We start from the raw sequence: 13,928 nt of genomic DNA, 5'->3' as shown, positions 1-13,928 counted from the left end.
ACGAACATGGCTATGGTACAACCCAAATCTCAGAAACTGCGTCTCTTTACCACGCATCTGCTGCTGCTGATTTTTATCGCGGCGATCATGTTCCCGCTGCTGATGGTTATCGCTATCTCGCTGCGTGAAGGGAACTTCGCCACCGGCAGTCTTATCCCGGAACAGATCTCCTGGGAGCACTGGAAACTGGCGCTGGGCTTCAGCGTTGAACACGCCGATGGCCGCGTCACTCCGCCGCCGTTCCCGGTGCTGCTGTGGCTGTGGAACTCGGTGAAAATCGCTGGTATCACCGCGATTGGCATCGTGGCGCTGTCCACCACCTGCGCCTACGCTTTTGCCCGTATGCGCTTCCCGGGCAAGGCCACACTGCTCAAAGGGATGTTGATTTTCCAGATGTTCCCGGCGGTGCTGTCACTGGTTGCCCTGTACGCGTTGTTTGACCGTCTGGGCCAGTACATTCCGTTTATCGGCCTGAACACCCACGGCGGCGTGATCTTCGCCTACCTTGGCGGCATTGCGCTGCACGTGTGGACGATTAAAGGCTATTTCGAAACGATTGACGGCTCGCTGGAAGAAGCGGCCGCGCTGGACGGCGCGACCCCGTGGCAGGCATTCCGCCTGGTGCTGTTGCCGCTGTCCGTACCGATTCTGGCGGTGGTGTTTATCCTGTCGTTTATCGCCGCCATTACCGAAGTACCGGTTGCATCGCTCCTGCTGCGCGATGTGAACAGCTACACCCTCGCCGTAGGTATGCAGCAATACCTCAACCCACAAAACTATCTGTGGGGCGACTTTGCCGCTGCGGCAGTCCTTTCCGCCATCCCTATTACCGTGGTCTTCCTGCTCGCGCAGCGTTGGCTGGTAAACGGCCTCACGGCCGGCGGCGTGAAGGGCTAAGTTTCATCAGCAATGCCACTGCTATTATCCTCAACTTGAACGAACCCTAACTTGTGACTGTTTGGCGCTCTACGGAGCGCCCTTTTTTTTGCCTACCGTATGACCTGATAAGGCCTACTCTCGCTTCAGACGTTTGGAGTTACACAGCCATAGCGTAATCACCAGCAGCAAAATCGCGGCAGAGTAAATCAGCACATCCAACGGCGACTTATGGTCGACGATAATCAACCGCACAATCGCAGTAATGCCGATGTAGACAAAGTAACGCAGGGGAAAATGGAAGCCTGACTGAAAGTACTTCACAATCAGAGCGATAAATTCGAAATAGAGGAAGTAAACCACCAGCCCCTCCACCAGCTCATACTTGCTGGTGCGTTCCGGCGCGAATAGCACATCGGCCAGATGAACCGTCTCTTTACCGAGAAAAACGATCAGAATCAGACCAAGGCTGAGCAGACCCAAATTCAACACGGTCTGCAAAATGGTGGAGATAAACTCTACGCGTGGGCGAGTCAGTGACGTCATAGCTAGCACCTCTTTCGCTGGGCCGAGATTCCTGTATAGCGCAAAAACGTGATCCAGATCTAGTTTTTATCGCCACCTTTTCGCTGTTTTCCCCAGCAACAGATAAAAATGAGTCTGATAAAGAGGGGAAATTTTTCGACTCTATGCTTATCAGTAGCGCTTCTTCCTGCCGCGCTACACTTAAGGAGAACGTTTTTTATCAGAGGGATACTATGCAATCACTCCGCCAGGTCGCCATCCGCAATGTGGTACGCGGCGACAACGTCGTCATTTATGAACCTGCCAATCTTTACGACTGCACGCTGGGTAACAACGTGTTCGTCGGTCCGTTTGTCGAAATCCAGGGCAACAGCTGGATTGGCGACGAGACTAAAATCCAGTCGCACACCTTTATCTGCGAATATGTCACCATCGGGCGAGGCTGTTTTATCGGCCACGGGGTCATGTTTGCCAACGATATGTTTCGCGAGGGAAAGCCAAACGCAGACCGTGAAAGCTGGGGACGGATCGCTATCGGCGACAATGTCTCCATCGGCAGTGGCGCAACGATTCTCTCGGTGTCGATCTGCGATGGCGTGGTCATTGGCGCAGGCAGCGTGGTGACGCGTTCAATCAGTGAGAAAGGCGTGTACGCCGGGAACCCCGCGCGGTTGCTGCGGAGGTTATAAGCGTAGCCCGGACAAGTGGCTTATCCGGGCTACGGAAGCGTTAGCGGAAGTTCAGACTCTTATCGCCGGTCATGTTATACAGCTCGAACTTGCGCCCCAGCATCTGCCCGCCGTCGCGGGTCAGCGGCGTCCAGCCGACGGCTGCACGACTGCGGGTTGGGCCGGAGGTGAAGAGATCCATCGGTATGTTCACGTACACTCCTTTGGTGAATTCCCCCTCGCCGTACTCATCCGCCGACACGTTGGTAATGGTGGCATAAGCGCCCACCACAATGCCGCTGTCGAAGTGTTTGGAGATATCCAGCGTGCCGCCCTTGTCTCCCGCCAGATACTGCCCCACGCTGGCTTTCACCAGCACGTCCTGGGCGAACGACGGCGTCCAGTAGGCGGTCAGGTGGCCGGTCTTCACGCTGTAGTCGGTGAACTTCATCATGTCCTGCGCGCTACGCCAGTCACGCTGCTTCACGTAGTTGGCGTTCAGGCCGAAGGCCCAGTTGCTATCAACCGGGCGATACAGCACTTCCGCCCCCGCGCCGCCGTACATGGTTTCCAGATAGCCGCCGTAAACCTGGCCATAGAAATCGTTGCCCAGATACTGGAAGTAGTTAGCTTGCAGGTTGTTAACATAGACATCGTTTTCTACATAATCACGAATATGAGTTCGTACACGCGGCAGCGCCGAATCCTTTGGCGGGTTGGTGTAGTTAAACTTGTCATAGTTGTTGGCGATGTTGGCGAACAGGCTGCCGCTGGTCAGCAGATGATCGGTTACCCACCAATCCGCCGTGCCCATCACCCCAACCTGGTACATGTAGAAGCTTTCCGGGCCGCCAATAGACTGGCTCAACACCGGATCGAGATGGAAATCAAAACGCGATTTGTCGATATACCAGCCTTGCTCGGTTTTCTCCGGCACGATCGGCGCCACGCGTTTTTGCGCCAGCGGCGTCTCCTGCCCGAGCGGCTCCCCTTCCAGATGACGCTTCAGGCTGGCGACATCGGTTTCCGTGGTCACCTCAGGCAAATTGAGGCGCGTTTCGGTAATGCGGATCGTGCGGATCCCTTCCGGAAGATCGTTCATGACGATCCGATTGGCGCGCTCGATCCCTTCCCGCGAATCACGGTATTTCACCTGTTCGCCGGTCACGTAGAGGGTATCGCCTTTTACCTGCATATTCGGCGCGGCGAACCCGGCATTGTACTTCAGCTGTGTCAGCTGATTGGCCACCACCGAGTGCTGAAGAATGGCATCCTGCGGCTGTGGCCGGTAGGCCGGACGCGCGTTGTCGTTATACGACGGACGCAGATCGTTGAAGTTGGTGCGCAGGGTAAAGCCGAACATCACGGTATTGCCGCGTTCATAGCTAAGGTTGACGTCGGCCCAATCGGTAACGCGATAAATGGCGCCGACGTTAACCTTGCTCTTTTGCTCAATTTTACCGGCGAAATCCTGCTGGTAGTTGTTGCCTTCATACTCCAGTTTTAAACGCAACGGCTGCCACGGAGTCTGATATTCAATCCCGCCAAACCAGGCCGCCGGGCCGTGGAACATCTGACTGCCGTCGATCGAACCTGCTTTGCGATAGCTGTTATCGCGATAGCAATATTTATCGCTGTACGAGCAGAACGGGTTAGTGGCGTTGCCGCTGGTGCCCAGGTAACCCCAGCCTAAACCCAGCGTGAAATCAAACGGCCCCCAGGCTTTGCTGGCCACAACATATTCCGAATCGAACAACCCGGTACCGCCGATATCCCGCGCGCCGACGGCGACCTGCGGCAACCAGTAGCTCTCTTCCCACAGGCGCAGCTTCACGTCAAAGGCTTTATCTTTGTATGTTTGCGAACCGGAAAACGCTTCAACGTCGCTGTATTTTTTGGTGCGCACGTCGGTGTAGCGCAGGGTCGTTTCCAGCCACGGGAACAGCTGCGCTGAAGCGGAGTAGTAGCGATACTGGTCGTTATCGCGATAGTTAAGACTGAATTCACCCTCACGCGCCATGCGCGCCGTGGGCGTTTGCAACAGCCCTACGCCGCCGAAATCTGACTGCGATGGGCCAATCGGCGCGGGGTAGGTTTCAGCATGGCAGGCCGCGCTAACCGCGAGCGCCAGCAGGCTATAGAGACATTGTTTAGGCATTATTCAGGTCTCCGCTGCGACAGGGAGCGAAGAATGTCGGCGTTGAGCGCCTCATACTTGTTCGTCCACAACGCGTCGGCAAAACCGACAAAAATAAGACTACCGGGCATGGGTTCGATATGGCGTTTATTCCAGTACGCTACCGGCGCTTTCTGTGTACGTCCGTCCGGATAAATCACCCAGGCGTAGCTACGGTCCGCGCCGCTCAGCAGGCTGATATCCTCGAGGTAGCTGGCCACATCGCGTCCCGGCGTAAAGGTCATCGTTCCAGGTTTATCCACCATCCCTACCAGGGTGATGGTCGACGGCTCGTGCCTTAGCCACAGGGTATAGTTCCCCTGCAGCGGTGGATTCTTTTCGCTGTGTACGCGAACCGTATCCGGGTCCAGCGGCACCAGCAGGCGGCCTGTTACCGGCATAGCCTGGAGTTGATTTCGCAGGGCGTTGATCGCGCCAGCGGTACTTCCCCCTTCATCTGCCGCCAGCGCTGCAAGCTGCGCCAGCAGTGCCTGGCGTTCACGTTCCGCTTTGGCGGTTGCCTGCGGCGTGGCAATGACCGCGCCGGGCCACCAACTTCCGGCCAGCCGCGGTTGGCCCACCAGGTCTACCAGGCGCTCGGCGTTGGTTAATGTCAGCGGTTTTGCCACCCCTTCCTGATGGACTTCAATGGTGCCCGCCGCCTGCGCGGCGGAGATAACGCTCAGTAACACGGCGGCAATTAACGTTTTTTTCATGATTTTGCCGCCTTGATAAGCGTGGTTTTCACCGGGAAAGTGCCTGCGCCAAGGTATTGCTCCGACTGGCGAATCTGCCCGTCGCTGTCCACCCAATAGCGGTTACGCCAATGAGCTTCGGAGGTGGTTACCTCTTCTTCCAGCACGCGCACCGCCGTGCTCTCGCTGCCCATCGTCAGCGTGTCGCTGCCGTCCCAGCGGAAGGTGGACGTCGCGGTGGCATAGCGTACCTGTTGGTGTTCCGTCCAGCCCATCGTACGGGCCCAGCGCGTGCCATCGGTTATTTGATTGGGATGCGCCAGCGGATCGTTATCGAGGTTATTCACCGTCAGCAGGTTATCGCCCGCGAGCTGCGTTTTCACCAAACGACCATGCTGAGTCACCAGCATCGCCTGGTCCTGCGTGAGCCATTTCTGCTGACCGTTTTCCGAGAAGGCCAGCACGACAAAAATCTGCGGGCCGCCGTTCAATTGCATGTACTGGCTGGCGTAGGGCATATTCTGGATGTCATCGTCGGTCAGCTGCACGCCCGACGTACCAAACATACTGCTCCATAACGATTGCCCCAGCCCCTTGGTGCTGGGTGAACACGCCTGAAGCAGCAGGCAAAAAAGAGGAATCATAAGTCGCTTCACGGCGCTTCTTCTCCAGGGGCAAAATAACCACACCGAAGTGTGGTTAGCATTAAAGTACCATGTGTTACTGGGTACTGGTGGTCGTGCTGGTTGTGGTCGTGGTTCCGGTATTGGAACCGTCACCGCCAGCCGCTGCCAGCGCCATACCGACCGCAGAACCTACGGTGCTGGCGCTGGTGGCGGTTGAACTCCCGGCAGACACAGACGTTGCCGCTACGCCAGCCGCTTCGCCGGTTTCAACCGGCGCCGCGCTGACGCTTGCCGCAGCAAACGCCGAAATGGCAAAAATGCCATAGAGGATTTTCTTCATACGTATTCCCTTCATTAGATGAATGGAGATATACCTGAAATAATTCAGGCGTCATCGAGTATACACAACCAAATGAACGGAATTCGCACGCCGGAAATAAGAGAAAGGTTTTTCAGATAATAAGAAAACAGGAATTAACAAATAATAATTACCATATAAAACAGCAAATTAAATGACATTTGAAAAATAGCAATATACGGAAAATCCGAAAGGAAAGGTAAGTTAATGGGATATTTAGGATTATGCTCAATATAAATATAATGCGGAATTTCAGGATATACAGAATTATCTGACAAAAAAATGCCGGCAGGATGCCGGCATTGAGAATATATAACCTTACGCGCGCCAGGATTTATAGCGGTTGATCAGGCCATTGGTCGAGCTGTCGTGGCTGTCGATCGCGCTATCATCGTTCAGCTCCGGCAGGATGCGGTTAGCCAGCTGTTTGCCCAGCTCAACGCCCCACTGGTCGAAGGTGAAGATGTTGAGGATTGCGCCCTGGGTGAAGATTTTGTGTTCATACATGGCAATCAGCGCCCCCAGGCTGTACGGGGTGATTTCGCGCAGCAGGATGGAGTTGGTCGGACGGTTGCCTTCGAACACTTTGAACGGCACCACGTAGTCCAGGGTTGCCGGATCTTTACCCTGATCGCGGTATTCCTGCTCAACCACTTCGCGGGATTTACCGAACGCCAGCGCTTCAGTCTGGGCGAAGAAGTTAGACAGCAGCTTCGGATGGTGGTCGGACAGCGGGTTGTGGCTGATGGCCGGAGCGATGAAATCGCACGGTACGATTTTGGTGCCCTGGTGAATCAGCTGATAGAACGCGTGCTGGCCGTTGGTACCCGGTTCGCCCCAGATGATTGGGCCGGTCTGGTGTTCAACCTTGTTGCCGTTACGGTCGACGTACTTACCGTTAGACTCCATGTTGCCCTGCTGGAAGTACGCCGCGAAGCGGTGCATATACTGGTCGTACGGCAGAATCGCTTCAGTTTCGGTGCCGAAGAAATTGTTGTACCAGATGCCAACCAGCGCCAGCAGTACCGGCAGGTTTTTCTCCGCCGGGGTGGTGGAGAAGTGCTGATCCATCGCGTGCGCGCCGGACAGCAGCTGCACGAAGTTGTCGAAGCCGACAGACAGGATAATCGACAGACCGATCGCCGACCACAGAGAGTAACGGCCGCCGACCCAGTCCCAGAACTCGAACATGTTCGCGGTATCGATACCAAACTCACCCACCGCTTTACCATTGGTGGACAGCGCCGCAAAGTGTTTAGCCACGTGTTTCTGGTCGCCTGCGCTCGCCAGGAACCAGTCGCGCGCGCTGTGGGCGTTGGTCATGGTTTCCTGAGTTGTGAAGGTCTTAGACGCCACCAGGAACAAAGTGGTTTCTGGGTTCAGCGTTTTCAGGACTTCAGCAATGTGGGTGCCGTCAACGTTGGACACGAAATGCATGTTGAGGTGATTTTTGTACGGGCGCAGCGCTTCAGTCACCATGAACGGGCCAAGGTCGGAGCCGCCGATACCGATGTTCACCACGTCGGTAATAGATTTACCGGTGTAGCCTTTCCACTGACCAGAGATGATGGCTTCGGAGAACGTCTTCATCTTCTCCAGCACCGCGTTCACTTCCGGCATCACGTCTTTGCCGTCAACGATAATCGGGGTATTGCTACGATTACGCAGCGCCACGTGCAGCACGGCACGGTCTTCGGTGCGGTTGATCTTTTCGCCGGAGAACATGGACTTAATCGCGCCGCTCAGATCGGTCTCTTTTGCCAGATCCAGCAGCTTCGCCAGCGTTTCCTCGGTGATGCGGTTTTTGGAGAAGTCCACCAGCATCTGATCGTCGAAGGTTGCGGAAAACTTGCTAAAACGGTCGCCATCTTTGGCGAACAGTTCCGCAATGGTAACGTCCTTCATTTCATCGAAGTGTTTCTGTAGTGCCTGCCACGCAGCGGTCTGCGTTGGGTTGATGTTTTTCATTAGCAATACCCTTCTGATTTAAGAATCGAAACTGTCCTCGATTGTAGCGCCTGCCACAAAAAATTGTGATGGTTTTAATGTTATCCCCCCTCTGGGGGACCAAATCGTACACAAAACAGACAAAAGTATAGCCTTTATAAGCCCCATTTCTGGGGCGCCTGCCTGCATGAAAAATCCGCATAACCCCGGCGTTGACAAGCGACCTGCTAACCCTTTATTTATAAATGTACTACCTGCGCGTGCGCAGGCCAGAAGAGGCGCGTTGCCCAGGTAAACGGTGTTGGAGGAACCCATCCTGTGAAAACACCTGAGGGGGAGCAACGCCGAGATGAGTGAACAACAGGTTGCGTTCCTCATCGGCTACAGGGGCTGAATCCCCTGGGTTGTCACCAGAAACGTTCGCAGTCGCGCGTTTCACAAGTGGTGGAGCACTTCTGGGTGATATCGTAGTCGTCTAGTGCTCTGCGCCCACCCGTCTTCCGCTCTTCCCTTGTGCCAAGGCTGAATAATTTGGTCCGGTTTATATCAACCCGGCCTCCCCTGACACGAGGTTATTTATGACAGCATTAGTAGTCGCCAAATTTGGCGGAACCAGTGTAGCCGATTTTGACGCTATGAATCGCAGCGCCGACGTGGTGCTCTCCGACGCTAACGTGCGTCTCGTGGTGCTGTCTGCCTCGGCGGGCATTACCAACCTACTGGTGGCGCTGGCCGAAGGGCTGGAGCCCGCGGAACGTCAGGCGAAGCTGGACGCTATCCGCGCCATTCAGAACGCCGTACTGGAACGTCTGGCCAATCCGGCCGTGATCCGCGACGAAATTGAACGTCTGCTGGAAAATCTCGCCGCACTGGCGGAAGCCGCCTCGGCAGAAACCTCAACCGCGCTAACTGACGAGCTGGTCAGCCACGGCGAGTTGATGTCGACCCTTTTATTCGTTGAAATTCTGCGTGAACGTCAGGTTGCCGCACAGTGGTTTGACGTGCGTAAAGTCATGCGCACCAGCGACCGCTTTGGCCGCGCCGAGCCGGACGTTGCCGCGCTTTCAGAACTGGCGACCCAGCAGCTGGCACCGCGTCTGAGCGAAGGACTGGTGATTACCCAAGGCTTTATCGGCAGCGAGAGCAAGGGCCGTACCACTACGCTTGGCCGCGGCGGCAGCGACTACACCGCTGCACTGCTCGGCGAAGCGCTGCACGCGACTCGCGTGGATATCTGGACCGACGTCCCCGGCATCTACACCACCGACCCGCGCGTGGTACCGGCTGCCAAACGTATTGATGAAATCGCTTTTGAAGAGGCCGCCGAGCTGGCGACCTTCGGCGCGAAGGTGCTGCACCCGGCCACGCTGCTGCCCGCCGTGCGCAGTGATATCCCGGTGTTTGTCGGCTCAAGCAAAGACCCGAAAGCAGGTGGCACATTGGTGTGCAACGAAACCGCTAATCCACCGCTGTTCCGCGCGCTGGCGCTGCGTCGCAAGCAGACGCTGCTGACTCTGCACAGCCTGAACATGCTGCACTCACGCGGTTTCCTCGCTGAGGTATTCGGCATCCTGGCGCGCCATAATATTTCGGTGGACCTGATCACCACCTCGGAAGTCAGCGTCGCGCTGACGCTCGATACCACGGGTTCCACCTCAACCGGCGACACGCTTCTGACTCAGTCACTGCTGATGGAGCTGTCGGCGCTGTGCCGCGTCGAGGTAGAAGAAAATCTGGCGCTGATCGCGCTGATTGGTAACGACCTGTCGAAAGCCTGCGGCGTGGGTAAAGAGGTGTTTGGCGTGCTGGAGCCGTTCAACATCCGCATGATCTGCTATGGCGCTTCCAGCCATAACCTGTGTTTCCTGGTGCCGGGCGCCGAAGCGGAACAGGTGGTGCAGAAACTTCACCATAATTTGTTTGAATAACAAAAGAGCCGGATAGCAAAGAGCCAGTCCGGCTTACCGTTGTTGATACCCGCCCGATCGCGTTGCGCCATCGGGCTGTATCCCACTCATCGCATCACCGTAGTCATCAGCAATTGATCTAACTCGCTGATATCACCTTCACGGCTATCAGGCAGCGCCGGCGGCGTTTCACCGCGCGCCAGTTCAGCCAGGATAAACGCATGTAGCAGCGGTCGACGCGGACCATACATCGCTTCACCCGCACGCTGTTTACGCTCAAGCAGTTCATCTATCTCCTGGCGCAGCGACGCATCCAGCTCGCTTCCCGCCAGCAAATCTGCAAAACGCATTGGCGGAACCCCCTTCCCCGCTTCAACCCAACGCACGGCCAGCAACGGACGCAGTACGTAGAAGTATTTTTTTAGCCTGACTTCTCCGCCCTGCAGATAGCCACGGAAGTTCTTTCGCGCCATCGAATAGTAGTGCCAACGTGCTCGCAGCGGAGAGAACCATTTTGGTACCAGCGCTTTTAACGCATCAATCGTTGCCTCATCCTGCTGGTAGACGATCGGAGAGTCCAGCCACTCGATCAGCGTTGGGTTAGCTCCTTTGAGTAAGCCCAGCGCTTTACGCCACTCCCAGCCGCAGACATCCAGTTCATCATCGATGGGCAGCTCAATAACATCCCGTGGAGCCTCAACGCGCAGGTACCATTCAGGCGGATGGACGTACAAAAATCGAACGTCATAATCGCTGTCTGGCGAGGCAAATCCCCACCCGCGGCTCCCGGATTCACACGCGTACAGCACCCTGACATTGTCGCGCTGCTCCACCGCTTTTAGCTGCTGCAACACGCGCTCGCGCATCGTCGCATCAACGCCATTTTCTCGCATCATTGTTATTATCCTTTTATGTTCACAAGGCCATGGAGAACCTGGTCAAGACCACCGAATACCGAGATTTTATCAATGCGCTCCGCCACTCTTTCGAGGGTTTCCAGCTCTTTTAAACGTAGCGCAACCGGGTTGTTTTCCATCACCTTCGCCGTGTTCAGCAACGAGCGTGTGGCGGCCGTCTCTTCGCGTCGACGTATCACGTTGGCCTGCGCCGATTTTTCGGCTTCAACCAACTGCGATAAAATGGTCTTCATATCGCCAGGCAGTACGATATCCTTCACGCCCAGCGACGCCACCTCAATACCAAACGGCGCGACGCGTTTTTTCACCTGCGCACTCACCACATCATCAATAACCTGCTTATCTTCCAGCAGCGCATCCAGCGTTCGGGTACCAACCGCTTCACGCAGCGCAAACTGTAGTTCGCGGTACAAGTGCTCTACCGGTTTAGTCAGTTGCCCAAACGCCTGCAGCACATCGTGATACCGCCAGTTTGCCGCCAGATTAAGGCGCAGGTTGACCTTATCTTTGGTCAGAATCTCCTGCCCACTCACTTCCAGTGCCTGCAAGCGAGTATCGACCGTTTCCGCGTCAATCAGATGGTTCACCTTCCAGTATGCCGTCAGACCCGGCGGCAGCAGCGCCTGCGTCTCGCCGTCAATTTTGAGGACCCCCACATGCCATGCCGGAACCTGAACCGTTAATATCGCTTCGCGCCCTTTTACCGTACCGCTTCGGCGAGGTTGCAATACCGCATTCATAATCTCCGTTGGCACCTGCACCTGACGTGTATCCAGACGAACCAGCGCTAATGCCTCATCGGCACGCCAGTAAAGCCGACGCGTAGCGGGCGGCAATATCTCGTGCAAGATATCGTTGATATACAACGCACCGGCTTCTGTGTCGTTTAAATCTACCGCCAGGCAGTAATGGGCTACCCACTCAGGCTGGAATCGGCGTAAATAGGTCGCCAGTGCCTCCGGTACTTCACTGCCATCGGTGTTCACCACTAGCACATCGGGCGTGTTAAACCACGGTAAACGGTGCTCACCAGCTTCCAGCACCCGCTGGTAATCGCCGTTATGGGATACCAGGCCGAGCTGTCCTTTACGGATGGTTATTTTCTTCATCATGCTTTTCTTCCTTACTGTGAGTCAGGCGCGGGTGCTGGGGCGAAGCGGCAGGGGAATTCCTTTTTGCCTGTCGCACGGCATCATTACCGGCAGCCTGTTTTGAGGTGGACGAACGACATACCACCTCGATTTATACCTATGATTAACAACCAGTTTTCATTTGGAGGATGAAATTGGGAATCGAACCCACTGTGTGTCTTCGGCTGACGGAACGCGTCGGAAATACAGCCACTGCCGTTTCCGAAGCGCCGGCGAGGCTTAACCCCCTGCGTTTTCAGCGTTGTTGACATATCAGGTATTGCCAGAAGCGTGCCAGAAAGAGACATTAACGAAATTATTTTCTAACCATTTGATTAACAATCATTTTATTTTTATTACCTGTATTGGTGATTGCCAGACTTACGCTGGTTTTTTATCTTTAGATATCGAAGCTTATTCTTTTGGATAAATCATGAAAAAACGGCGGGTAGTCATTGGCGTGCTGGGAACGGTGCTGGATAAGCGCGGTAAACGGGCAAATCGGTTCAAAAAATGGCGCCCCACGGTCGGGATCTGCCAACAGCCGGATTTCCCCATCGACCGGCTGGAGCTACTCTATCAACCGCGCGATGAGACCATGGCGCAAAGGCTGATGGAAGATGTTGCCTTGCTATCTCCTCATACCCACGTACGGCCTCACGCCGTGACGATTAACGATCCATGGGATTTTGAAGAGGTTTACGCCGCATTCCTCGACTTCGCAACTCGCTATAAGTTTGATACCGAAAACGAAGAGTACCTGGTGCATATCACTACCGGTACCCACGTGGCGCAGATTTGCTGGTTCCTGCTCACGGAGGCTCGCTATCTTCCGGCCTGCTTGTTGCAATCCAGCCCGGCACCGAGTGGTTCATCCGATGAGGCCGTCGCCGCAGGAGTCTGTTCGGTTATCGATCTGGATTTAAGCCGCTATTCCACCCTGACCAGCCGCTTCCAGCGTGAACAAGCGCAGTCGATCTCTTTTCTGAAAGACGGGATTGATACCCGCAACGCGACCTTCAATAAACTCATCGACCGCATCGAACGGGTGGCGCTTCGCTCCACCGATCCGATTCTGCTGACCGGCCCCACCGGGGCGGGGAAATCTTTCCTCGCAAAACGGATATTCCAGCTACGTCAATCGCGCCATCTCGTCGCGGGAAAACTAGTGGCGGTCAACTGCGCCACCCTCCGCGGAGACAATGCGATGTCGACGTTATTCGGGCACGTCAAAGGGGCGTTTACCGGGGCGCTAACCCCACGCAGCGGGCTATTACGTGAAGCCGATGGCGGCGTGTTATTTCTGGATGAGATCGCCGAATTGGGGCTGGATGAACAGGCAATGCTGCTGAAAGCCATTGAGGAAAAAACCTTTTTCCCCTTTGGCAGCGATAAAGAGGTTCACAGCGATTTCCAGCTGATCGCCGGTACACATCGCGATATGCAGCAATGGGTGGCAGAAGGCCGTTTCCGGGAAGATCTCTACGCACGTATCAATATGTGGCGCTTTACCCTGCCCGGCCTGGCAGAGCGGCGGGAAGATATTGCCCCCAATATTGAGTACGAACTACAGCGCTTCTCCAGCCTCAAACAGACGCAAATTCGCTTTGATAAAGAGGCCCGCGAGCGCTATCTGGCCTTCGCCTGTTCAGCTCAGGCGCAGTGGCGCGGCAACTTCCGTGAGCTCAGCTCCTCCATCGCGCGCATGGCCACACTAGCCGAGCAGGGGCGCATCACGCTAGCGCTAGTTGAAGAAGAGATCTTGCTCTTGCGGGAGAGCTGGCAGATAGCGGTATCGTCCCCAGCGCTGGAAAGAGAAATTGACCTGTTTGACCGACGCCAGTTAGAAACTGTGCTCGACGTATGTCGCCGTAGCGCATCGTTATCCGAAGCGGGTCGCGAGCTGTTTGCCGTCTCCCGGCAGAAAAAAACCAATCCGAATGACGCTGACCGCTTACGCAAATATCTGGCGCGTTTTGGGCTGAGTTGGGAAAGCCTGCATTCTGGAACATGAACATAATTTGTTTGAATAAAATTCGAACACACGATAAATAATAACTATAGCCGGGCTCGAACCCGGCTTTTTTATAACAACACAACACG

The 13,928-nt window shown here is 55.4% G+C and carries 12 protein-coding genes and 1 riboswitch; of the genes, 4 read left to right on the top strand and 8 right to left on the bottom strand.

What is annotated here, in order from left to right; genetic code table 11:
- The first annotated feature begins 6 nt into the window (after window positions 1-6).
- Window positions 7-897 carry a maltose ABC transporter permease MalG gene (gene malG / locus ACW14G_RS06015; protein ID WP_064546624.1) on the top strand — a complete coding sequence of 297 codons (891 nt, stop codon included), beginning with the start codon at window positions 7-9 and terminating at the stop codon, window positions 895-897.
- A 114-nt stretch (window positions 898-1,011) separates the two neighbouring features.
- Here the strand turns inward: malG and psiE are convergent, their stop codons facing one another.
- Window positions 1,012-1,422 (bottom strand): phosphate-starvation-inducible protein PsiE, encoded by a 411-nt coding sequence (gene psiE / locus ACW14G_RS06010; protein ID WP_064546622.1) that lies wholly within the window; start codon window positions 1,420-1,422, stop codon window positions 1,012-1,014.
- 212 nt (window positions 1,423-1,634) lie between these two features.
- Here psiE and ACW14G_RS06005 point away from each other — a divergent pair, with 212 nt between their 5' ends.
- The gene (locus ACW14G_RS06005) at window positions 1,635-2,090 is read left to right on the top strand and encodes an acyltransferase (protein ID WP_163447551.1); all 456 of its coding nucleotides are present in this window, start codon (window positions 1,635-1,637) and stop codon (window positions 2,088-2,090) included.
- A 40-nt stretch (window positions 2,091-2,130) separates the two neighbouring features.
- On the opposite strand, the gene ACW14G_RS06000 is transcribed toward ACW14G_RS06005, so the two are convergent.
- The 5 genes from ACW14G_RS06000 to pgi form a co-directional block, all read right to left on the bottom strand.
- On the bottom strand, window positions 2,131-4,227 hold the full coding sequence (locus tag ACW14G_RS06000) for a YjbH domain-containing protein (RefSeq protein WP_249022470.1): 2,097 nt from the start codon (window positions 4,225-4,227) through the stop codon (window positions 2,131-2,133).
- Window positions 4,227-4,964 carry a capsule biosynthesis GfcC family protein gene (locus tag ACW14G_RS05995; RefSeq protein WP_249023381.1) on the bottom strand — a complete coding sequence of 246 codons (738 nt, stop codon included), beginning with the start codon at window positions 4,962-4,964 and terminating at the stop codon, window positions 4,227-4,229. Before ACW14G_RS05995 ends, ACW14G_RS06000 begins: the two co-directional genes overlap by 1 nt.
- Window positions 4,958-5,584 (bottom strand): YjbF family lipoprotein, encoded by a 627-nt coding sequence (locus tag ACW14G_RS05990; RefSeq protein WP_419057142.1) that lies wholly within the window; start codon window positions 5,582-5,584, stop codon window positions 4,958-4,960. The genes ACW14G_RS05995 and ACW14G_RS05990 overlap by 7 nt, the downstream gene beginning before the upstream one ends.
- A 76-nt stretch (window positions 5,585-5,660) precedes the next feature.
- Window positions 5,661-5,906, bottom strand: a complete 246-nt coding sequence (yjbE, locus tag ACW14G_RS05985) for an exopolysaccharide production protein YjbE (protein ID WP_163447554.1) — start codon at window positions 5,904-5,906, stop codon at window positions 5,661-5,663.
- Between the two features lie 336 nt (window positions 5,907-6,242).
- A complete protein-coding gene (gene pgi, locus ACW14G_RS05980) occupies window positions 6,243-7,892 on the bottom strand; it encodes a glucose-6-phosphate isomerase (protein ID WP_419057141.1) in 1,650 nt (549 codons plus the stop codon).
- A gap of 244 nt (window positions 7,893-8,136) precedes the next feature.
- A riboswitch (Lysine riboswitch) is annotated at window positions 8,137-8,334 on the top strand.
- A gap of 115 nt (window positions 8,335-8,449) precedes the next feature.
- Between pgi and lysC the strand changes: the two genes are divergently transcribed.
- On the top strand, window positions 8,450-9,799 hold the full coding sequence (lysC, locus tag ACW14G_RS05975; RefSeq protein WP_223803493.1) for a lysine-sensitive aspartokinase 3: 1,350 nt from the start codon (window positions 8,450-8,452) through the stop codon (window positions 9,797-9,799).
- 86 nt (window positions 9,800-9,885) lie between these two features.
- On the opposite strand, the gene ACW14G_RS05970 is transcribed toward lysC, so the two are convergent.
- Window positions 9,886-10,671, bottom strand: coding sequence for a nucleotidyltransferase domain-containing protein (locus tag ACW14G_RS05970; protein ID WP_249023382.1), 786 nt, complete (start codon window positions 10,669-10,671; stop codon window positions 9,886-9,888).
- 8 nt (window positions 10,672-10,679) lie between these two features.
- Window positions 10,680-11,807: a slipin family protein gene (locus ACW14G_RS05965; protein WP_163447557.1), complete on the bottom strand. Its 1,128-nt coding sequence runs from the start codon at window positions 11,805-11,807 to the stop codon at window positions 10,680-10,682.
- Between the two features lie 451 nt (window positions 11,808-12,258).
- Here ACW14G_RS05965 and rtcR point away from each other — a divergent pair, with 451 nt between their 5' ends.
- Window positions 12,259-13,839 (top strand): RNA repair transcriptional activator RtcR, encoded by a 1,581-nt coding sequence (rtcR, locus tag ACW14G_RS05960; RefSeq protein ID WP_249022473.1) that lies wholly within the window; start codon window positions 12,259-12,261, stop codon window positions 13,837-13,839.
- The last annotated feature ends 89 nt before the right edge of the window (window positions 13,840-13,928 follow it).

The sequence above is a fragment of the Kluyvera sp. genome (assembly GCF_965301105.1).
Note: the sequence above shows the minus strand (reverse complement) of the source record. Positions and strands in the feature narration are given on the sequence as shown.